18 protein-coding genes and 1 pseudogene are annotated in these 21669 nt (G+C 56.6%); 4 read left to right on the forward strand and 15 right to left on the reverse strand.

Annotated elements, in window-relative coordinates:
* Positions 1-1217, reverse strand: a pseudogene (locus D1641_RS16035) (hypothetical protein); the annotation flags it as partial.
* Between the two features lie 112 nt (positions 1218-1329).
* Here D1641_RS16035 and D1641_RS16040 point away from each other — a divergent pair.
* A complete protein-coding gene (locus D1641_RS16040; RefSeq protein ID WP_160667487.1) occupies positions 1330-1575 on the forward strand; it encodes a permease of phosphate ABC transporter in 246 nt (81 codons plus the stop codon).
* Between the two features lie 51 nt (positions 1576-1626).
* Here the strand turns inward: D1641_RS16040 and D1641_RS16045 are convergent, their stop codons facing one another.
* From D1641_RS16045 to D1641_RS16075, 7 genes are read right to left on the reverse strand one after another with little or no spacing between them, the layout of a single operon-like run.
* Complete coding sequence (locus D1641_RS16045; RefSeq protein ID WP_347707452.1) at positions 1627-2307, reverse strand: hypothetical protein; 681 nt, start codon at positions 2305-2307, stop codon at positions 1627-1629.
* Positions 2295-2597, reverse strand: coding sequence for a PrgI family protein (locus tag D1641_RS16050; protein WP_160667491.1), 303 nt, complete (start codon positions 2595-2597; stop codon positions 2295-2297). The genes D1641_RS16045 and D1641_RS16050 overlap by 13 nt, the downstream gene beginning before the upstream one ends.
* Entirely contained in the window at positions 2590-2862 is a 273-nt protein-coding gene (locus D1641_RS16055) for a helix-turn-helix transcriptional regulator (protein ID WP_160667493.1), read from the reverse strand. The genes D1641_RS16050 and D1641_RS16055 overlap by 8 nt, the downstream gene beginning before the upstream one ends.
* A gap of 12 nt (positions 2863-2874) precedes the next feature.
* Entirely contained in the window at positions 2875-4002 is a 1128-nt protein-coding gene (locus D1641_RS19895) for a C39 family peptidase (RefSeq protein ID WP_347707453.1), read from the reverse strand.
* Entirely contained in the window at positions 3995-5818 is a 1824-nt protein-coding gene (locus D1641_RS16065) for a hypothetical protein (RefSeq protein WP_160667496.1), read from the reverse strand. Before D1641_RS16065 ends, D1641_RS19895 begins: the two co-directional genes overlap by 8 nt.
* A 15-nt stretch (positions 5819-5833) precedes the next feature.
* The gene (locus D1641_RS16070; protein WP_160667498.1) at positions 5834-6328 is read right to left on the reverse strand and encodes a hypothetical protein; all 495 of its coding nucleotides are present in this window, start codon (positions 6326-6328) and stop codon (positions 5834-5836) included.
* Positions 6329-6366: 38 nt separating this feature from the next.
* A complete protein-coding gene (locus D1641_RS16075) occupies positions 6367-6738 on the reverse strand; it encodes a hypothetical protein (RefSeq protein WP_243149428.1) in 372 nt (123 codons plus the stop codon).
* A 59-nt stretch (positions 6739-6797) separates the two neighbouring features.
* Between D1641_RS16075 and D1641_RS19215 the strand changes: the two genes are divergently transcribed.
* Both D1641_RS19215 and D1641_RS16080 read left to right on the forward strand, forming a co-directional pair.
* A complete protein-coding gene (locus tag D1641_RS19215) occupies positions 6798-6953 on the forward strand; it encodes a hypothetical protein (RefSeq protein ID WP_201757404.1) in 156 nt (51 codons plus the stop codon).
* 134 nt (positions 6954-7087) lie between these two features.
* Positions 7088-7483 (forward strand): CBS domain-containing protein, encoded by a 396-nt coding sequence (locus tag D1641_RS16080; RefSeq protein ID WP_160667500.1) that lies wholly within the window; start codon positions 7088-7090, stop codon positions 7481-7483.
* 41 nt (positions 7484-7524) lie between these two features.
* On the opposite strand, the gene D1641_RS16085 is transcribed toward D1641_RS16080, so the two are convergent.
* The 6 genes from D1641_RS16085 to D1641_RS16110 form a co-directional block, all read right to left on the reverse strand.
* Entirely contained in the window at positions 7525-16131 is an 8607-nt protein-coding gene (locus tag D1641_RS16085; protein ID WP_160667502.1) for a SpaA isopeptide-forming pilin-related protein, read from the reverse strand.
* 139 nt (positions 16132-16270) lie between these two features.
* Positions 16271-17416, reverse strand: coding sequence for an S-layer homology domain-containing protein (locus D1641_RS16090; RefSeq protein ID WP_160667504.1), 1146 nt, complete (start codon positions 17414-17416; stop codon positions 16271-16273).
* 198 nt (positions 17417-17614) lie between these two features.
* Entirely contained in the window at positions 17615-18442 is an 828-nt protein-coding gene (locus D1641_RS16095) for a class D sortase (protein ID WP_160667506.1), read from the reverse strand.
* A complete protein-coding gene (locus D1641_RS16100; protein WP_160667508.1) occupies positions 18439-19350 on the reverse strand; it encodes a hypothetical protein in 912 nt (303 codons plus the stop codon). The genes D1641_RS16095 and D1641_RS16100 overlap by 4 nt, the downstream gene beginning before the upstream one ends.
* A gap of 79 nt (positions 19351-19429) precedes the next feature.
* Entirely contained in the window at positions 19430-19825 is a 396-nt protein-coding gene (locus D1641_RS16105) for a type II toxin-antitoxin system RelE/ParE family toxin (RefSeq protein WP_160667511.1), read from the reverse strand.
* A 15-nt stretch (positions 19826-19840) separates the two neighbouring features.
* Positions 19841-20224, reverse strand: coding sequence for a hypothetical protein (locus tag D1641_RS16110; protein WP_160667513.1), 384 nt, complete (start codon positions 20222-20224; stop codon positions 19841-19843).
* Positions 20225-20380: 156 nt separating this feature from the next.
* Between D1641_RS16110 and D1641_RS16115 the strand changes: the two genes are divergently transcribed.
* Positions 20381-21226 (forward strand): Rpn family recombination-promoting nuclease/putative transposase, encoded by an 846-nt coding sequence (locus D1641_RS16115; protein WP_160667515.1) that lies wholly within the window; start codon positions 20381-20383, stop codon positions 21224-21226.
* Positions 21227-21275: 49 nt separating this feature from the next.
* Here the strand turns inward: D1641_RS16115 and D1641_RS16120 are convergent.
* A partial coding sequence (locus D1641_RS16120; RefSeq protein ID WP_160667517.1) for a hypothetical protein occupies positions 21276-21669 on the reverse strand: 394 nt, incomplete at its 5' end.

Raw genomic sequence — 21669 nt, forward strand, 5'->3', positions numbered from 1 at the left:
AATTCGATGATTCTTAAATCCAACCCGAACCGCCAGACTACATAAAACGTCTGGCGGTTCCGCATTTGACGCTTACAGATAATCAGCCGGGAAATCTTGTCGGCCAGCACCGAGTCGTCCCGGGCGGCCATGTCACGAAGTCCGGCGTAGCTGTCCAGGGATTTTCTCCGGATAGCCATGATATTGGGGCAGTCCTTGGAGGAGGGCGACAGTCGTAGGTACAGCCCGCCCAGCAGCTCGCACAGGGGCCGGAACTCGTGTCCCTTCTTGGGCACAATGAAGATGACCCGCTTGCCCTGCTGCCGCAGCCGTCCGCCCAAACACTGGAGAGTGAAGGTCTTGCCCGCCCCGGAGGAGCCGCCAATCCAGCAGTTGCCGTTGGTGTACCGGTAATCGTCGAAGGGGTCCAGGAACACCGGAGAGCGGTTGTAAAGGTTGAGCCCCAGGAAGATTCCGTTCCGGTCGCTGAGCTCGTAGGAGGCAAAGGGGAACGCTGCCGCCACCCCGGAGGTAAGGGCGTTGCGCCGGGACTTCCGCTCTACGTCCGGGTCCAGGGCCAGCAGGGGGAGCATGGAGAGGAACGCCTGCTCGTTTTTGTAGTCGCAGCGCCGGGCGATCATGTCGATGGAGACGCACAGCTTCTCCACCGCCGTCACCCGCTGCTCCAGGGTTTCAGCGTCCTCGGCGGTAACTTCAACCAGCGTGTGCATGTAGTAAAAATCCTCCCCGTTTCTATTTATGGCGTCCTTCAGATAGAGACCGGAGCTGATGGCGCTGTCTAGTTCCTCGAAGTCCTGGCGGGTATCGCCCACGTCCCGCATCCGGGAGCGGTTGACCATGGTGGTCTGGGCGATCTTGGACAGGATCTTTTCCTTGGACTGGCGCTTGAAGGTGAAACTGAGGCTGACGCCCTCGCCCGCCTCCACCAGCGGAGCCAGCCAGCAGGAGCCCACGGTAGTGGAGTAGCCGTAGCCGGCCACATAGAGATAGGCATGAAAAATGCCGTCCACTACAATGTAGTCACGGCTTTTGGTGTCGATGGTGGTGGGGGAGAGAATGTCCAGAACGGTGGTGGACCCGGCCTCCAGCTCGGTAAGGTCGGGCTTCTCCTCGCCCATAATCAGGCGTTTGAGAGAAAAGGGCTGGTCGTTCTTCTTTTTCTCCGCCTGTCCCTTTTTCTTGGGTTTCATCGGCGCTTTTTTCGTTTTCTTCTGCATCGTATTGCTCCTTATTTTAAATTTTTCCGACCTTGTTCGGGGTAAAGTAATATGTTATAATGTAAAAAGTGAAACAGATGTAAACCAAAATGTGTCAACGAGGAGGGAGCTTATGAAATTCTTATTCAACAGCGCGGATGCGTATTTACAGCAGAGCGATTGGCGGGATTTTGCGCTTATTAAATTCTGCCTGTTCTCAATGGGTGTAATTGCAGGAATATTGCTGCCACCCAAGGCGAAAAAACCGGCCATCATAACGGCAGCAGTGGTATTTGTTGCCACTTACATCCCCCTGATGGTCAAGTACGGCAAAATTGTGGTGGGAATGCTGAAAGGCACTGAACAAACAGCGGAATAGTCTGAATTTTCCGGGCGGCTGTCACCATCGAACAGCCGCCTGTTTTCATAGCTATTCCTCATAAATCCCATGAATAGCAGTGGTCATATCAAAGACGCCCTCGGGCAGCTTGACCCGCTGGCTGGTGCGCTTGTTTATGATCTCATACAGCAGCTTTAGCAAAAAGTCGTCGGAGAACCGGGGCTCCAGCACCTCCAGCTCGCACAGATCCAGGTAGCGCCGGGCGGTGTCCGCCTCCTCGTTCAGACGCTGGATGATGGCGGCGACGCTGTGCCCCTTGGACTTCATGTTGGCCTCATACTGGAAAATAAGGAAAAAGCGGTGCCGGATGGCGTCGCTGGCCACACCCTCGCCGATCTGAGCGATGTTGTCCTCAATCATCTCCCGGCAGCACTCGTTGTCCTCGGCCTCCGCATACTCCCGCATCCGGTCCACATAGGCGGCGGTGTCGGCGGGGAAAGTGCGGGCCTCCAGCTGTAAGCTGTCTGGGGCAATCTTCAAATAGGCCGCATAGCTGGAAATGATGTTTTGCCGGTCATTGGGCGACTTGAGGTAGATGTTCACCGGCAGCACCTCCAGAATCTTGACAAATCGGTTATCCCGGGTGATGACCACACCGTTGATGATATTTTTAATGGGCAGCCAAGCCTGGATACTGTCCCGCCAGGCCCCGCCCCCGGCGGTCTTGACAGCGCCGCCGAAAATCAGTTCTTTGATGTTCAATTTTTGCACTCCCCTCGGTAAAAAATCAGTCGGCGGTTTTTCCGCCAGCGCCACCAGCAGCCCAGCCACCGGGCCAGGCTGTCATCGCTGATGCCGATCAGCCCAAAGCCGCCCACAGGTACAATAACGGTCATGGTGACCATGATTTTGGGCGTCAGGGACAGGGGCAGCAGGATGATGCACATATACAGGATGGGCAGGGTAAGCAGGACAGCCTCGACCATGTTGCGAATCTCAAACAGGCCCATCACCCGGCCGGCATCGGTAAAGTTGGTAGGGATGTAGTAGGTCTCATTCATCCGGGACACCCTCCTCCGGCTGGAGCAGGCGGCCCTTGCAGGCCGCAAAACTCCGTTCTAACGCGCTGAGCCGTTCACGCCGCCGGAGGATCACAGCGTCCACCGCCGCTCCCAGCTTGTCCTCCAGGCGGGGCGTGGGGGAAATCTCCCCCAGCTCCGCCCGGCTGATGTACTGGTTGGACAGCCCAGAGGCCGCGGACAGCTCCGACAGCGGAATGTCGTGCCGAAGGCGCAGGGCCCGCAGATTTGTTTTTCGTTCCAACATATTTGCCCCCTTTCATGGAGACAGGACCCAAAACGGCCCGCCGGCGGAGCCAACCTTGCGGCTGGCCTCGCCGGTGACAATTCTTAGGTCCCATTCCTTGTTGCTTCTCTTGACGCTGGCCGGGTCGGCCACCAGAAGTTTGCCGTCAGAGGTGACGCCCCGCAGGACGATAAAGTGTCCGCTGTTGGTAAAGTGTCCCTTGGTCATGATGGCGATGACCAGCTTGCCCTCTTGCAGGGCCTCCACCAGCTTTTTGCCGTCCCGGCCAATGCTGGTCACGGTCAGACCGTAATGCCGCCCGCCGTTGGGGATCAGGCTGTGGTAGCTTCCGCTGCCCTCACAGAGCCCACCGTTCGCCACCGACCACTGGGCCACGTCATAGGGGGTGACCTTGTTGTTGGTCAGAGAGGCCACAGCGATTGCAAGGGCCGTGGGGCCGCAGCCTGCCCGGCCGATGGTACTGGTCTTGCCGTAGGGCTTATTCCCCCAGCGGGCATCAGTCTGGTTGTAGTAGACCACAGGGGTCTCAGCGTTGGTAAAGGTGATGTCGCCGTAGTCGGTGCCGTAGTACCCAGAGCCGTCTGTGTCGCCGACGGTCACCCGCTGGTCCTCCGCCATGACGGAGTAGAGCAGCGTGGCCCAGTCCTTCTCCGCCCGGGAGAAGCCCAGCCGGTCCATGTAGGCCTCCGGGGTCAGATCCCAAACGGAGATGTTCAGCACCCGGTCGGTGATGGAGGCGGAGTAGTCCAGCTTGCCGTAGAGCAGATCCTCCAGGGCGTCATCGTCCATGACGGCTAAATCCTGTTTGTACTGGACAGAGGCGATGGCCATAAGCCAATTCTGGTTCATGCCGCCGGAGCCGTCCGTTACCTTATATTCATCGTAGCCCGAAAAGCCGGGGAGAATGTTGTTGACAAGGCGCTCCAGGGCCGATTGTTTCTTCCGTTCCAGATTCTGATAAGTGTTGTTCAGCCGCTGGGCGGAGGCGGTAAAGTCCACCACCCCCTGGTCCGTGGCGCTGGTGTAGCCGAACACGGTATTGGGCAGCGCTGTGAAAATCAGCAAGGGCAGGAGCAGCAGCGTGGCCAAAACGCCCGAAATTACCTTGGGTAAAATAGATGTGCTTTTTGCGCTATACACTTGTGGGACCTCCCTCCCGTTTGGTCTGTCGTGTGGGCTTCTGTTTCGATGGTCCGCCGCCCAGCTTCTGGCCCGGCGGTGTGCGGGAGCCTGGCGCGGTTCCTGCCATGCCGGGGCGGGGAACGGAGCCGCCTCCTTTCACCGGAGGCTTGTCCTTCTTGGAGGCCCGGCGCTGTTCCTGCTGTACCGGGCTGGAACTCTGCGCCCCAGACGCGGGCGCAGCGGGTGTTGGGGGAATATTCCTGCTGTGCCGGGATTCAGTGGCGGGCGGCCTCCGGGTACTGCGTGTTCCTGCTGTACCGGGCTGAGAGCCAGGCATACTGCCACTGGACAATTTGGTAGCCGGAGGCTTCACCATTCCTGCCGTGCCGGGGTGGAAGGCGGAGCCGCCGCCTTTTGCCGGGGGCCTGTCCTTCCCAGGGCCCCGGCGCTGTTCCTGCTGTACCGGACTGGAACTCTGTGCCCCTGATGTGGGCGTGGCAGGTAGCGGGGGCACATCCCTACTGTGCCGGGGTTCAGAAACGGGAGGACGCTGTGTGCTGCGGGGCGGCTTTCCTGCTGTCGGTGGCGTCCCGGTTCCTGCTGTACTGGACTGGGATATTTCCGTTTTCTGAGAGGTTTTGGAGAATGTGCCACTGAAACCAGAGCCTTGGGGTGTGCCGCTGGGCTTACCTCCAAAAGTGCCACCACCACGGAGCGTATCAGTTTTTATACCAGTGCCGCCAAAGCCACCGCCACGGGGAGTACCTTTGCCGGTGAAGCCGCCGCCCCTCGGGGTGTCCTTAGAAAATCCGCCGCCACGGGGAGTACCCTCGCCGGTGAAGCCGCCTCCCCTCGGGGTGTCCTTGGAAAATCCGCCGCCACGGGGAGTACCCTCGCTGGTGAAGCCGCCGCCCCTCGGGATGTCCTTGGAAAATCCGCCGCCACGGCCTCCGGTGAAGCCGCCGCCCTGGGGACCGTGAAAGCCAGTGAATCCGCTGGAAGAAGTGGATTTTTCCTCTGTTTTGCTCTGACTGTCGGGCGGTGTGACATAGCTGGAGCCTCGGCGAGTACCGGGCAGCACCGACGTTTTCCTGCTGGACCGGTCTGGACGGAATGTACCGCCGGGGCCAGTTCTCTGACCGCCGGATGTGCGTTCCTGCTCTGCCGTCTGACGCTGACCATTGGTCTGGGTCTGGGACGTATTCTGCTGGGATGTGTGCCGGTTTTGTTCCTGCTGAGTGTTGGACTGCCGTTCCTGCCGGGTATCGGTCTGGCTGGTCTGCGTCCTGCGGGGACCTCCGGCCGCCTGGGCCGCAGCGCCACCAATCCCACCGACAGCGCCAGCCGCAGCGCCAAAACCTTTCCCGGCGCCCTTGAAGGCTCTGCCAGCCGCGCCTTTTCCTATGCCGGCACTCTTGCCAACCCCCGCCGCCGCTTTTCCGGTCAGGCCCAGAGCGCCGCCGATCCCGTTTGCCGCCCCTTTCGTCACCATGGACAGGGCGGTTCGGAACACGGTGTAGGCGATTACGCCGGGGAGGCTGGATTTATTTCCGGTAATGGCCGGATTCAAGCCAATGCGGGTGATGATCTCATCCGCTTTTTTCGCCACCTTCACAATGCTGATAATGAGCACCATCCACAGGAATACATCCGGGAAGCTGGGGACGGTGGACACCACTGAGAGCAGCATTTTGAAAAAGACGATGTTGGTGGCCATGAGCAGACACATGCTGCCGAACATCCGACACCAGCCAGCGAAAATCTCCGATGTGCTCTTGCTGCCGCCCATGGCAAAGGCCAGCGGAGCGGTGATGGTGAGCATAGCCAGCACCATATACCGCTCCGCAACCTACAGCAGCAGAGAGAGCACCATGAACATGGTAATAAGGTCGAAGATAATAACCAATATCCAGGAAGCGGTAAAGACGCCGATCACGCTGCCATCCACCAGCTGGACATTGATAGCGTTTGGAACTTCCAGCAGCGCAATCACGCTGCTGGTCAGCCCCAGAACAGTCTCACAGATCTGCGGGCTGGCCAGGAGCAGAAAGCCAAACACAAAGGTCCGGGCAAAGAGCAGTTTGGGGTCCTCGCCCTCAAAGCCCAGACCAGAGGCCATGCTCCGCAGAGCCTGGAATACCAGGTTGCCCAGCAGCAGCGCCCAGCCCACGGCTAAAAGGATTTGCTGTATGTCTCCCATGACGGGGATATGGGTCTTTAAGTAGGCGAAATCCAGACTCATGACGCCCAGAAGGGACAAGGTAAAATAATTCCATATGTCCAGAATCAGGCTGTAGACCCATTCAAAAAAGCCCTGAAAAATAAATTCCAGCAGCGTAACCACCCCCTTTTTGCTGCTGTGTATCTTTTTCTGTCACGTCTTTAGGGCGTCAGGGTAGCCAGGCCACTAAACAGCGGGGTTACATAGGCAATAAAGGCCCCGATTCCGTTAATAATCATCCAGGCGATCCAGATGCGCTTGAGCCAGTCCCAGGCCTGATCGACCTTGTGCTGGTTGTTGGACAGCTTAGCCCCTACCACCGCCACGGCGGACATCAGGCCGGCCAGAACGGTGCTGACCCCGGCGATTTTGCCGTAGACGTCTACGATGATCCGGTTGGCGACTGTCCACATATCGTCCAGGGCGAAAGCGGGCGTCACCATACAGGCGCACAGCAGCACCACAGCCATCGTCTGGACGTAGTACCTGGGGAGCTGGGGGCCGAGCCGACCCCAAAAGTTTTGTTTCTTCAAGAGAAAACCTCCTTTGCAAACCGAGGAAAATGTGATATACTTATCTCTCGGTGATTAAAATGATTTTTGCTTGTGATAAGTGCCATTTTCTGTTCAGCCGCACCCGACAGCCGGAACAGTGCCCCGACTACGGGAAATACGCTGTCCGTCCGGCAAATGAGACGGAGAAGCAGGAATATGAGGAACACCTGAAGGAGTTCCAGGGTCAGGCATAGACCACCTGGGCGAGCATGCCGATATGCTGGGCGAAGCAGGCCAGGAGCTGCTGCTCCCGGTGCAGGACAGTAAACGCAGGTTCTATATTCAATGTGTATCACCTCATTCGTTTTTAAGGGGGAATATCGTAGTAATGAATATAGCAAAACTAATGATTCCAAAGGTGTCAACAGTATTTCTTCATGAAAACAACACAGTCCGGCAAGGGCTGGAACGCTTTATGATTCACGGCTACACGGCCATACCCGTGTTGAATGATAAGGAACAATACATCGGAAGTGTGACCGAGGGCGATTTTCTCCGTCATCTTCTGGCTGTTCATACCACTGATTTGAAAATACAGGAGCAATATAAGATTGGCGACATTGTACGCAGAGATTTTTGTCCCGCACTGCAAATTGACGCAGACCGCAGTCAAGCGGTAGAGACGGCTTTGAATCAGAACTTTGTTCCGATTGTGGATAGCCGGGGTGTATTATGCGGAATTTTAACCAGAAAGAACCTGATTACATATCTTGCACAGCAATAATTTAGGAGAGGGACGGCCCAAAGGCCGTCCCTCTTTTCAGATTAGTAGCCAGTCTTAGGGAGAGTAGGAATGTAAGTGGGCGTCAGCTTGCGCACGACGGTGAACCAGGTGGCCTGAGCGGTCTGCCAGGTGCCCTGGTACTTACCGCCCACATCAGCCCGGTTGATCAGCTGGTAGCCGTTGGCCGCTGTGCCGCTGACGGTGACCGTCAGGGTGGGATTGACCACCGACTGGAAACCCACAGGGACCTTGCCGAAGTCCAGGTAAATATCCGTGACATACTCCCCCGCCTGGGTGGGAACGGCGTTTAAGCTGAAGGAGTAGTTACTGCTGGTGATGAGATTGGACGCCAGCACCTGGTAGGCCCCGGAGTAATTGGTCTTGTAGAGAATCCGGTAGTTGAGGCGGACGCTGTAGGTTCCGGTGGTGAAGATGGTCGCCCGGGCCGCATCAGTGGGAATCCGGTCATGCCAGTAGTAGGATTCAAGCGGTACGTTGCTGGTGTTGGCCACGGTGAAGTCATAGCGCATCTGGCTTCCGGCCAGGGCCTCGGCGTTGCCCCGCTTGGTGATGGTCACACCCAGGTTGGAGGGCTTGTCATAATCGCTCACCTTGATGATCTGGCCGGAATACTCCAAGGTTTCGTCGAAGGTCTTTCCGCTGACCTGCCAGTAGGCCGGGGCAGTAACCTCCACAATTTTATAGCGCCCTAACGGCAGAGGCTTGGAGGCGGCCACGCCTCTGGCGTCGGTGGTAATATAATCGACGACCTTGCCTGAGCGGGCCTCGCTGATCTCATAGACCGCGCCCTGGAGGGGAGCGCCGGCAGGGGTCCCGGTGACTTCGTTGTACTCAGCGGCGAATTTGTGGATCTGGAACTGGCCCGTGATGGGGACGTTCTCCCAGGTGATTTCAATGGTCTTGCCCGGCTGAACGTAGACAGTTTTGTATTCCTTGTCCAGCTCATAGCCGGGTGCAGCCTCCAACTCACGGATGAACAGCTTGCCTTTGCCCTGGATGGTCAAATCGTCGATGTAGATATAGCCGGAATCATCTGTGGAATACTCCCCGATGGGATTCTTGTTCTGGTCGTAGACCAAGAACTTCACGCCGTAAATCCCCAGGCCGGTCACGCTGTCAATTTTGTGCAGGATAATACCGCTGAATGGGGCGTTGGTCACGGTCAGTGTGGTGGTCTCGTTGTCCCGGATGGTGAAGTAGTGGGGGGTGCTGTCAATCTTGAAGCCCTCCGCCGCCTCGACCTCCACGCAGTAGTAGTCGCCCGCGTCCAGGGAGACATGGACCCGGCCACGGTCCCCGGTGGTCACGGTGTCCACCAGAGCGCCGTCCATCTTGCGGATTTCAAAGGTCACACCCTTGATCCGCTGGGTCTTGTCCACTTCGGACACCTTGATCAGCTCCAAGCCGCCCACAGGAGTGTTGTAAAACTTCAAGGTCTGAGCGTCACCCACCTTGATCTGGATGGTTTTGGGGCTGGTGTCGAGAACATAACCGTCCAGGCCCCGGATTTCCTTGGCAATGATGGTCACTCCGGGCTCCAGGCCCTCGATTACAATGCGGCCATTCTCATCGGTGGTGTACTCGCCGTTGTTAGCCCCCAGCACCTTGCCATTGGACTCAGTGACCAGGAATGTCACGCCCTTCAACGGAGTAGTGGTTCCGGTGATATACTTCTCAATAATCAACCGGGTCTTGGGGTCGTTCTCAAACGTGAGATCATTGCCGCCGTTGGTTCCGCCGCCAGTGCTGGTGTTTCCGCCTGGATTGGCCGTACCGCCAGTGGTTCCGCCGCTGCTCACGGAATTGGAACCATTTTTCACAATAATGGTCTGGGGTGTGCTGTTGAGAACGTAACCGCTGGGGACTTTGGTTTCCACAACCACGATTGTACTGCCAGGCACGAGGCCGGTGACTGTCACAGTCCCATCCTTGCCGGTGGTGTAGCGGCCCAGGACGCTGCCATTGCCGTCTTTCACGGTAAACTCGGTGCCGGGAACCGGTTTGCCGGTCACGGAATCTTTTTTCGTGATCGTGAGGGAGCACAGAGGCTCGTTGAGGAAAGTTAAAGTTTGTGTGTCCATGGGGTTGACCGTGACCGTCTGCGTCTGGGTGCTCTGGTCAATCACATAGCCGGGGGCTGGTTTGACCTCTTTGGCAACGATAGTGCCCGTCACGCCGGAAATCCGAATTTCACCTTTGTCATCGGTGGTATAGAGGCCGTTGCTGCTCAAATGGCCGTTGTCGTTATCAACGTACCCACCGTTGGCATACGTCACTTGGAATTGTGCGCCGGGAATAAAATTGCCGGTTACGCTGTCTTTCTTTTGAATCACCAGCGTACCGGCCCGCTTGTTCCAAAACGTCAGCTGCTGTACCTCGCCGCCCTTGATAAGAATGTCCTGGGGCGTGCCATCCAGAACATAGCCCTCCACAGTCTTGATTTCACGGGCGATGACGGTTGTTCCCGGTTCGATACCCTCCAGAACAATCTCACCGGCCTTATTTGTATAGTAGCCCCCATCGTCCGGACCTACAGCGGCCCCGGAGCCGTCCACTACCTTGAAGCACACCCCGCTCAAGGGCTCGTTCTCAGTGCCCTCGATGAACTTCCTGATGATCAGAGTGGTGCCCGGTTGGTTGTCAAAAATCAGGCTGTTGGAAATGCCAGACTTCACCACAATGCTCTTGGGTGTCTCATCGAGGATGTAACCTGTAGGTGCTCTGGTTTCAGACACCACGATGGTACTGCCAGGCTCCAGTCCGGAGACAATTACTGTGCCGTCCGTTCCGGTTTTGTAGATACCGTTGGTGGGGCCGACAGCGTGGCCCTCGCTGTCCCGGACAATAAATTCAGCGTTTGCCAAAGGCTTGCGGGTCACAGCGTCCCGTTTCGTGATGGTCAATGTGGCCTTTGGGGTGTTGGTTATGATGACCGTTTGTGTATCGCCGTTGGGGCCAATCACTACATTGGTGCTGGGGTTGTCCATGACGTAACCGTCCGGGGCTTTGATTTCAGACAGTACATAGGCTCCCGGAGCGAGATTGCTGATCCGGATTTCACCTTGGGAATCGGTAGTAAAAATGCCGTTGGAAGTCAGAGTAGCGGTGCCGATCACGCCGTCCAGGCCCACTTCACAGCCAGCGGCCGTGGTAATACGGAACTGTGCGCCGGGCAGCGGCTTGTTCGTGGCAGAATCCCGCTTCTGGACAATGAGCTGGCCCTTGGGCTGATTTTTCATGGTCACACTGACTGTCTTGCCCGCCTGGATCACCACAGTCTGGGACTGGGTATCAATCAGGAAGCCGGCGGGGGTTTTTGTCTCGGTAATGACCACGCTCCGGCCAGGGGTCAGGCCCTCGATGCGCACTTCCCCGTTTTCGTCCGAACGGTAAACGCCGTTGGAATCCCCAATGAGGCTGCCGTCCGAGTAGGCCACCTTAAACTCTGCGTTCGCCAGCGTGATGCTGGGGTTGACACTGCATACCTTTCGGATGAGCAGGGAGCCCATGGGCTGGTTGCGAAACTCCAGGGTGACGGTCTGGCCTGCATTGATGGTGACCGTCTGCGGTACATCGTCCAGAATGTAGCCGTCCCTGGCCCGAACCTCCTTCACGATCAGCGTCGTGCTGGGGTCGATACCGCTGACGGTGAAGCTGCCGGTGCTGTCCGTCACGAACGTGCCGTTGGCGTCGCCAACGACGTTGCCCTTGCTGTCGGTAACTAAAAATTCAACGTCAGAAAGAGGCTGTTTTGTGACGGAATCCACCTTTTTCACCAGGAGGGAGCCCTTGGGGCTGTTTCCGAAATGGACCTGAATAACCTCCTGATCGTTGCCGGAGAGGTACACGGTCTGGGGCGGGGTGTCGATCACATGGTCGCCATCGCTAGACAGCTCCTCAATGATATAGGTGCCGGCGGGGAGGCCAGTGGCTGTAAAGGAGCCGTTCTGCCCGGTGCGGTAGGTTCCAATCACGGTGCCGCCCGTCCCGGAGGTATTTCCGGAGAGGTAGCGAATTTGGAATACCGCCCCCTCAATGGCCATGTTGGGGCTGACACTGTCATACTTCCAAACGCAAATGGCCGACAGGGGCCGGTTCTGGAACAGGAAGGTGTGGCTTGTCCCGGAGGGGATGAACGCCTCCTGGGTGTCGGGGTCGGCCAGAGCAAAGCCGTGGGGCGGTTCCAGCTCCTTCACCCGGAACCAGCCATCCCGGAGGAAGATGTCCGGTTCGGTGAGGACAATGCGGCCCTCTGCGTTGGTGTAGAACATGCCCAGGTCGTTGTATTCGCCGGTGCTGGTGTTGTTAGAGGCGTACCAGACCTGGAAAGGCACGTTGGCCTGCCGCTCATGGGTGATGGAATTTTCCTTGATGATCTCAATGGTGGGCCGCTTGTGGTTCTCAAAGAGAACCGCCCGGTCCTTGTTGGGATAGAGGGTCACAAGCTGGTTGGCCGCATCCTGGAGGTAGGGCTCCGGGACAGATTTCTCAGAAATTTCGTACACGCCGGGGAGCAGATTCTCCAGAGTGCCCTTGCCGTCCGGGCCGGTCTTGACCTCGTTGACGCTGTGGCCATCTGCGGACTTTACCAGGAAAACAGTGTTGGGGACGACCTCGCCGGTGTCCGCGTCCCGTTTCCAGATAATAAGGTTGGGCCGCTTGTCGTTCTTCACCCGCAGCTCGGAGGTCTTGTTGGGGAACAGCTCTACATGGTACTCGGTCTTGTCCAGAATATGGTCGGGCAAGGTGGCAGTTTCCACCACGGAGTACATACCCGGCTCCAAATCCTCTACAAAGATCTCACCGCCGTTTTTCGTGGTGCGGTCAATATACCGGCTGCCGTCCTCGATTTTGGAAATGCGGAAGGTAACGCCATCCAGAGGCGTTCCGTCTGCGCTGGTCTTAATCAAGCGGAAACCGGGCTTTTTGTCATTGCTCAGACGCAGCTCAGAGACTTTACCTGGAGACAGCTCCACATGGTACTCCGTGGTGTCCAGAATGTGATTGGGCAAGGTGGCGGTTTCCTGCACCGAGTAAATCCCAGGCTCCAAATCCTCCACGAAGATTTCGCCGCCATTCTGAGTGGTGCGGTCGATGGAGTGACTGGCGTCCCCAATGGGGGCAATACGGAATGTCACGCCATCCAGAGGAGTGCCATCCGCGCTGGTTTTCACCAGGCGGAAACTGGGCTTCTTGGTGTTGGTAAAGACAAATTCAGCCCGGTCGTTTGCCCTCAGATGAATAATGCGCTGGGCATTGTCAATAACATACCCGGCGCACTCTATCTCAGTGACCTCATAGGAACCTTCGGGAAGATTGGAAAGGTCGATCTCCCCGCTGCCGTTGGTTACAAATTCCTGCGGGCCAAAGCTGCCGTCCACGGCCCGGATACGGAATTTAGCGCCGGAAATGGTTTTGGACGGGTCGGCGCTGTCCACCTTTACCAGCTTCAGGCCGGGCTTGGTATCGTTGAAGAAAAACAGCTCTTTTGTCCCACAGCCGGCGGTCAACTCAATCTCCTGGGGGGCGGTGTCCTTGATGTGACTGCTGTCCCCAGTATCCACCTCGACTGCCCGATAGGTGCCAGGCTCAATGCCGGTCAGCAGAATCTCACCGCTCTGGTTGGTTTCGTAATGCCCCAGAGAAACACCGTCCCGGAAGATTTCAAAGGTGACATTCGCCATGGGCCGGTGGCTTTGCCGGTCATATTTCACGATCTTCAATCCGACCTTCGCCAAGTTCTTGAATACTAGGGGCCCGGCGGGGATGGGATTGCCGTCCGCATCCAGTTCCAGCTTGATCTGCTGGACTTCGGTGGTGGGTTCGTAATTGGGAGGCGGTACGATTTCCGTCACAGCGTACTCGCCGGGCTTGATGTATTTGCCCGCCGCCTCGGTGGGGTCCCACCGCTGGACGCTCTCCAGAGTACCGGAGGAATCGGTGTCAAACTCATAGACTCCATTTACCACGGAACTGAATTTGAAGGTGGTAGGCCCGACACCAGCGTTTGTATTGGCGTCCCGCTTGTAGAGGATTGCCTTGCCGGGAGTGGGAATACCGCCATTTTCAATGCCCGCCGCAGGTCCCACCTGGACCGCTCCGGCCTGGGTGGAGTTTTCCGGAGCCTTGCAGGTTACGATAAAGGGAGAGACCAGCGGGGTACAGCCAGCGGGGGCTTTTGTCTCCTTGACATACAGCGTAACAGAACCGCCATCCTCCACGATATTGGGAACGGAGGTGCTGGCAGTACCGTCAGAGCCAGTGGTCATGGTAGCTAGGACTGTGCCACTGCAAGAGGTGTCCGCATAGACGCTGAACACAGCGCCGGAGAGAGGCCGCTTATCCTCAGCCGCGATTTTCTTCAGCTTCAGATAGACCGGCTTCTTTTCGGTAGTTGTGCCGTTGGTAAAGGTCACCTTGGAGGCTCCGCCGCTGCTGGTAAATTTCTTGGCCGCCATGTCAGCAGTGCCGCCAGTGCCGGTGATACTGGTTAGCTGAGAGGGATCATCCTCTGTAACCTCGAAGCGGAAAGATGAATCGGCTACAAAATCAATATGGATTGTTTCGTCAGCTTTCAGTGAAAACTTCAACCCATTTGCAGTCTCAGTCACAGATTTAGTAGCTGTATAGTTGGTGGGAGCACCAGACGTATAGATTACAGTAAAACTCCATTCTTCTCCTTCTGGAATCTCTGCTCCTGCCCTTTTTGTCACTTCCAAATAAGGGACAACTTGATCTCCTCGTTCAAAGTTAAAGGGAGAAAATATGTGGAGGCCGAAGGAACGCCGCTCATTGAAGATGGTATCCCGGAGGGGCCGGGCATACTTGATAGTATCTACAAAGCTGTCCGCCTCGGTGAAGCCGTTGGTGGAGTGCAGCTCCTCGCCGGTGGGAGTGCCGTCCTCTTTGAGCGGGTACTCTAAAAACTGGTTATCTTTGGCCTGCCGCATCCACTGTGCCATATTGACCATTGTGGACGATTGATCGTGGATCAATGTGTACTGGCCGCTGCCCTCGTTGTTATAGATGGAGTAGGCCATCATGTCCCGGAGGGTAAACGCCCGGCGGCCGCCATCCGGGTCACGGATGATAGCGCCGGTTTCTACAATGATCCGGTACTTGGTACGCAGGTTGCCGTCCGCGTCGTGGACATACTCAGACCAGCGTTCCATGGCTTCGTCCTTGCTCCACCCGGCGATGTCGCCGCCTGCGCCATCGTCCCGCTCACTCAGGCGGTTTAGCAGATAGAGAAAAGCGTCGTTGGCCTTATTCACTTTATAAAGGTTTCCGGGAGTAACAGATTCCGCATCAGTGCCCCACATAGAGGTATAATCGTTGTCCTTCCAGCCGGTAGACCAGGATTTGGAGTTACAGTGGAACATCTGCTCCTTCTGCTGATCCGTAATACCGGTTGCCGCCTGGAACTCATCTGCGGTAGTCACCCAGCGCTTGTTGTGTCCCTGAGTGGCGTCATAGGAGTAAACGCCATGTGCTACAGACGATCCCGCCATAAGCTGAGCGGCGTTGGCTCCCATGCTGTTGTACCGGACTGCCTGGGAGTTGTACCAAGTAATATCGCTGCGGCATTTATCGGCGGACCATGTTTTGCCATCGCTGCCCTTGCTCCAGACTACATTGAGGGGAGTGCCGACCACATGCCAGGTAGCATAATCGCCGTTGTTGAGGTCGGTGACAACGCCCTGGGGAAACTCGATTAGAGTGAAGCGCAGGAACGTCCGCTCGGGGTCGGTGGACCAGGTCACATCGGAGGTGGTAGGCTTCTTGCCTCCGGGGCTGCCGGGGTTGTAGGCACCCACGCCTCCAGTGGGATTGCTGGCGCTTACCTTAGAGGGGGCGCGCTTGACCGTTTGGGGATAGAACATGGTCAGGGTCACACTGGGATCGGCGCTGTAGGCCCGGTCGATAGTATAGGGCAAATCATAGCTGAAATCGCTCAGGCTGTCATCTGCCGTCTTATACTCCGTCCAGGCGTCATACTTCTGGTAGGTCACTCCATCCAGAGTGTAGCTATGGAGCTGGGCGGGGTCGCCCTTGGCCTGACTGACGATCACAGCCTGGTCACTCTGCCGGACCACCAGCGTGTCACCGCTGGCCATAGCCTCCTGCTGGAGCTGTGCCAGCTGTTCGGCCAGGGCATAGGAGCCGGGGATAACATACTCAAACCGGGTCAAGCGGGAATTAAATAGCTTACCGCCGTCCGACTCGTATGCGATGCTGGGGAAAAGGTCGGGCAGATTGACCAGGACGCTGTCCTTGTCTACCCAGCCGATGCCGTCCAAGCTGGCACCTGTCCAGCCGTCGTCCTGGTAGCCAATCTTTAGTCGGTTGCCGCCCTTGTCCTCCAGAAGGGCAAAGGCTACAGCAACGGGAATGGTGGCAACCTGGGTGCTGCCGCTCTCAGTCTTGTAGACGGTGAGGGCCCCATTGCCGCCGTTCCAGGCGGTGGTGCCGGCCACGTTCAGCTCGAAATTTCCCGTGGGGGCGTAAGGGGTGGTGCCGCCTGTGTCGGCGGCAAAGGCAGAGACCGGGAGCATACCGATTGACATGACCACGGCCAGTAGACCGGTAACTGCCCGTTTCCAGTGTGCTTTCATACTTTTCAGCATTGAAAATTCCTCCTTATAATGGATTTTTGGTGTGAAAAAGGACCGCACAGAATTGTGCAGTCCTTGTGGATGTGGTTCTTTACTTATAATTAGGGCTGTTCATACGGGGAATCGGTGGTTTTATGTGCATCTGTTCTCCTTATTTCTTTGAATCTATAGGCCAGACCTCAATGCTATTCCCGGTATAAGGTACACTCTCAGGGTAGCGTGTCCAGACCTCCAAATGGCGTGGGCTGTATCCAGAAAATCCAGACAAGCTATAACTTCGTAAGCTCTCTGCATCAGGCCATTGAACTGTTTCGCCATGGTTCCCATCAGTGCGGTGGAAACGACCTTCTTGATTTGGGGATTCAAGTGCCACAGCCACATGCCCTACTTTTCCTTCTGGGCTGACCAAGAAAACAATATCTCCAGGCCGCAGTTCACTAATGTCATCCAGTTTACGTCCAGAATTTGCAGCATCGCCGAAAATAAGAGAACTTACCATGCTGGCATATGCGCCACAACCGTATACATTGCTTTCGCCGTAACTGCGCATGATCCGTCCGCTGACTGTGCTGGGGATCTCATTTTTGTGTGTCCCGGGGGTGTTGTGGGTGCCCCAAACAGTGCCAGTCGGCCAATCTTTTTCAATTTGGTGAAGCAACTCCAGCACATTGTTCTCGGTAATGGGCTTGCCGTTGGTCAGGTATCCGTCCCCAACACCCGAAACCGTTGTGTCTGCCCCGTTTCCAGGATTGACACCATTCAGCGCCCGGTAGATCAGGATGGCGATGTTGCCCCGGGTGATGGATGGGCCAGCGGCTGCCTCGACCGGGAGCAAGCCTAGCTCGGTCGCCTTGTCGCAGGCGGTGGCATAGCTCCACTGGTTGGCCGGGCAGTCCAGATACCGGAGCATAACAGTGCAGGCTGCTGCCGGGGTCACTGGGTCGTTGGGGCCGAATTGTTTGTTGCCGTACCCAGCCATTAGCTTCTTTTCGGCGCAGTAGCCTGCGTAGGGCATCGCCCACTCCGGAACATCGGTGAAGGGACAGATGGTGCGGTAGTAGGCTGCGTTCCGGCCCATATCCCCGGTATCATCGGAGAGCCGGGTCAGGATCACGGCCAGCTCCGCCCGGGTCAAACTGGAGTCAAGATTCAGATTGCCGTTCTGGTCGCCGGTCAGGATACCGTTTTCCTTCAGCCAGGCCGCCGCCGTTTCCTGCTCTGACTGAGCAGCCAGGCTGGGGACAACCAGCGAGAGTGTCAGTGCGGCACACAGCAGCAAGGTCAAGATCCGTTTCATATTTTGCACTCCTTTCAGCACCCAAAATCAACTTGTTTCTTCCTTCTGATTTGAGCATAGTACGGAATCCGGACCATGTCAAAGGATTATTTTAAATCCCTTTGCCGATATTTTGAACCTTGCCGTATTTGTTGAATTTCGGCCGTTTCACCTCCGCTTTTCACGGGGTTTCGCCGCAAAAGGTTATTTGTAAACCTTTTATGAACGGACTTCCACGGCCTGGACCACCACACGGCTCTCGGGGTGGTCGGCCAGGCAAGTGGTGAGGGTGAGCCGGTTGTCGGAGGTGGCCTGAAGGTAGCTCCAGTCGGTGTTGGAGATGGTCTTTACCAGGGTGACCGCATAGGTCCGGGTGCCGTACATGGTAGTGTAGGTGATGGTGTCGCCCTGCTTCAGATTTTTGATTGTGCCGATGGCGTACTTGGTCCCCCGGTTGTGGCCGCACGCCCCTACGTTGCCATCCCAGGCGGAGGTGGAACTGTAATGCCCCAGGCCCTTCCTCATGCTGGCGTTGGTCTCGCCCTCCCACAGCTTCATGTCGATTTTCAGCGAGGGAATCTTGATGGTGCCAATATGACCGTCCTTGTAGGCCATACCCTCCGCGCTGGTGTAGGAGGGCGGCTGGTAGGTGGGTGAGGTGGGGATGGTGGGTGTGGGGGTAACGGCGGAGCCCGGCTTACCGGCTTCTACCAGCTCGGTAATAGGTCCGCCGCCGGCCACGCTGTAGCCGCTCCCGCCCGTTGCCACGGACTGCTGGAGCCCCGGGAGGGTGGTACGCTCCATCACGCCGGTCATGGTGGTGCTCTGGACGCCGTACTCCAGCTCGGGGATCTGGTAGTCCACTACATTTTTGCCGCCGTAGTTGTACTGGCTGCCGTAAATGTCCTCATAGCTGGTGCTCTTATAGTAGTCCTGGGGAGCGGTGGTCTCAAAAGAGTAGTCCGCCGCCGCATGGGCGGAGGGAGCCAAGACCAGCATAGCCAGGATGGGCAGGATTGCTTTGCTCAAAGTTTTCCAGGTTTTCATTTCGTCTCCTCCTCTTCAGATTCGTCCTCCGGTTCCTCCTGGAGCTGCCGCAGTGCCCGGCTGGAGCGGAACAACAGCACCCCCATGGTAGCGATTGTCCCAGCCCCCAGAACACCTAGGGCATAGGGCAGGACCTTTCCAGGCAGGCCGGCCGTCAGACCGGAGGCCCGGTCAATAATCAGGCCAGCGCTGTCAGCCTCGGCCCCCAGGTAGGTCACCTTATAGGTAACGCTCTCCACATCGTTCCGGGTGACCTCGCCCACATAGTCGGCGGAGGTGATGTACCCAGTGGCGACTTTGTGGTAGCTCTTGCCGGAGTAGGTGGCTACGGCCTGATAAGAGGCCGGGGCTAGGGCGTCCCCCACCAGATCGGTGCCGATGATCTGCCAATCCACGTTGGACAGGTTCAGCGTCACGCCGTCCTTGACGGTGGTGGCCGGGACATAGGACATGTCGTTGCGATCCAGCGGCCCGATGGTCTTGGTGGCGGTGACGTTCTTGGCCTGGCCGGTATAGCCAGAGGCCTCGGTGCGAATGGCGGTGTGATCCAGGGTCAGGACGCCGGAGTAGGTGCCGTCATCGTAGTCCAGCGTAGTAGCCAGCTGTTCCAGAATCTTGCCCAGGTCCTTGGTGCCGGTCTCCAGGGTCACCGTCTCGGTGTGGTACTTGCGGTCCGAGACCTGGTTCTCCTCCTTCACGATGTCCGCGAAGGTGTAGCGGTAGCCCTCCTGCTCGAAGGGTTCCTCGATGAGTTGCTGGGGGTCTGCGCCAGGGGGCAGGGTGTAGGTCTTGATGAGCTGCTGGCTCCCGTTGAGGTTCTGGATGGTGGTATCGGTGGGCACCTCCAGGGCGCAGGCGTTGGTTACCAGAGCCGCCGCCAGCAGCAAACAGGTGAGCAGTCTTTTCATCTCCGGGCCCTCCTTTTCCAGAAAAATACCGCACTGGACAACGCCAGCGCGGCCGCCAGGGTGATGGGTACAATGGTTTTCATTTGCGGTTTTCCTCCTTGACGATATATTCTACTGCGTACTCCGGGTGGTCCCAGAGCGACGCCAGCAGTCTGAGTGAGTGCTCCAATGCCTTTTCCGTGTCTCGTTTTTGGCGTTTCACGAAGGCGTGGAGCAGCAGATAGTCTCCGTTGGGGCAGGGGGTGAAGATGATTCGTACTACCACCCGTCCTCTCTCCCGGAGCTCGTAGAGACTTTGGTACTTCTCAATGGAGAAGTGCTTGTAGTGGGGCTCTCTCAATTCTGCGGGTGACATCCGGGAGAGATAAAGTATCTGCCGGATCACCTTGTCCCGCAGCTTAGGCTCCAGCCCCTCAATGAACTCCGCAGTCTGGGCAGGGCCATCCGGGGGCTTGTAGATTTTGATACGATCCATGTTCTCAACCTTTCCTTATGTATTTTCTGCCAGCCGCTTTAGGTGGGCCAGAAAGTCCTCGGCGAACAGTTCAGCAAAGGCCGGGCTGCCGCTGATCCACCACACCGGGTCAGGCAGGGAGCGGTAAATGCTGTCATATTGCAGGCAGATCAGGAGAAATTTCTGCTTTGGGTCTGCCTGCTCCGCTGTGTGGAAGATTTGCGCGATAACCTCCTGGACATTCTCGTGATCCTGGTAATAGTCGCACAGATCGTCGAAGAACTGGCCGGCAAAGATAGCAGCGAAAACAGACATAGCGTCTCGCTCCGGGGAGCCGTCCTCAGTTGTCAGGCCCATGCGCCGCAGCCGTTGGGCGGCGGAGTCCTCAAAAGGGCTGTGGGGCCGTTGATAGTTGTTCATGTGTTATCCCCCCCTTCCAGGTATGAAAATAGCCTGACGCCCACAGGCATCAAGCTGAAATTGAAAATTTTCTATTGCAAAACCGGCCCGCAAATTGACCGAAGGGGCTTTCTGTGCTATACTATAGCAGGAAACAGTGAAAAGGAGCGTTGCCCCATGCCGAAGCAATATACCATTACCCCACTCAGCGAACTTTCATTGAAATCTGACTTTATGTTTGGGCAGGTCATGCGCTCCGAGGAGATATGCAGGCTGTTTCTGGAGGCGCTGTTGGGTATTGAGATTCAGCGAATCGAATTTCTCGACCGCCAAAAAGAAATGAGCGACAGCTATGAGTACCATGGCATCCGTTTGGACGTATATTTGAAAGATGACAAGGGCACTGTTTTTAATGTGGAGATACAGGCGGACCGGAAGGACGATCTGCCACGCAGGGTCAGGTTTTACCAGAGCGGTATCGACCGCAATGAGCTGCCCAAGGGTGCGGACTTTGCTAGTCTCTCCGAAAGCTACATCATATTCGTCTGCGACTTCGATTACTTCCACATTGGCAAGGCGGTGGGCGAGCGGATAGCTTTCTTGAAGGATACCAATGTCCCCTATGAGGATGGTTCCCATGTGTATTTCCTCAACAGCCGGTACACGGAAGCCAACGCCGGCAAACCGATTTTAGAGTTTTTAGACTTGGTTCGCACGAACGATTTGGAGCAGCCCTATGAGACGCCCCTGGGGCAGATGGCCCGGGAACGGATACAAGAGGTGCGCAGTGATAAGGCATTGGAGGTGTCATATATGACGTATGCGCAGAAAATGATGGATGAACGCAGAGTAGGTTATATGGACGGATTGGAAGATGGCCGCGCAGAGGGCATAGAAAAAGGCATGGAAAAAGGATTCAAAGATACAATTATTGCATTAAAGGACATCCTTGATCCCACAGTAATTGCCGAGCGTTTCAAAATATCCATGGAACAGGTTATGGATATTCTCAACCAGAAATAGCCTTATGAAATCAGGGCGGCCCCATATAATGAGGCTGCCCTGATTTAGTCTATGAAACCTTGGCCCTTTCTTGCAGAAACTCCAGGAACAGCTTTTCAATTTCCCGGTCACTGCTGAACTTATCCAAGTAGGGGGCAAACCGCTTCCGGTCAAAGGATATCCTCCTGGGCGGGGCCATCAACCGTTTTTCTGCTGCACTTCGGGCTTTATGCCAAGCAACAAAAACAGCCTGACGGTCAGCAGTGGGCGGTGGGCATTTGCTGACTATATGTTTTACAGTGGCCTTGTTGACCTGATAACCTTCAATGGAGCATATTTCAACAAACGCCTTTTGAGACTCAGCGTCATAGTCCGCGATCAGGTCGGCTGTCAGCGCCAATGATAAAATGAAAGAAAACGCCGAGGAAAAAATGTAGTTTTGTGGCGGAGAGGAGGGAAAAAAG

The organism is Colidextribacter sp. OB.20 (assembly GCF_009911595.1).
Lineage (GTDB): Bacteria > Bacillota > Clostridia > Oscillospirales > Oscillospiraceae > Lawsonibacter.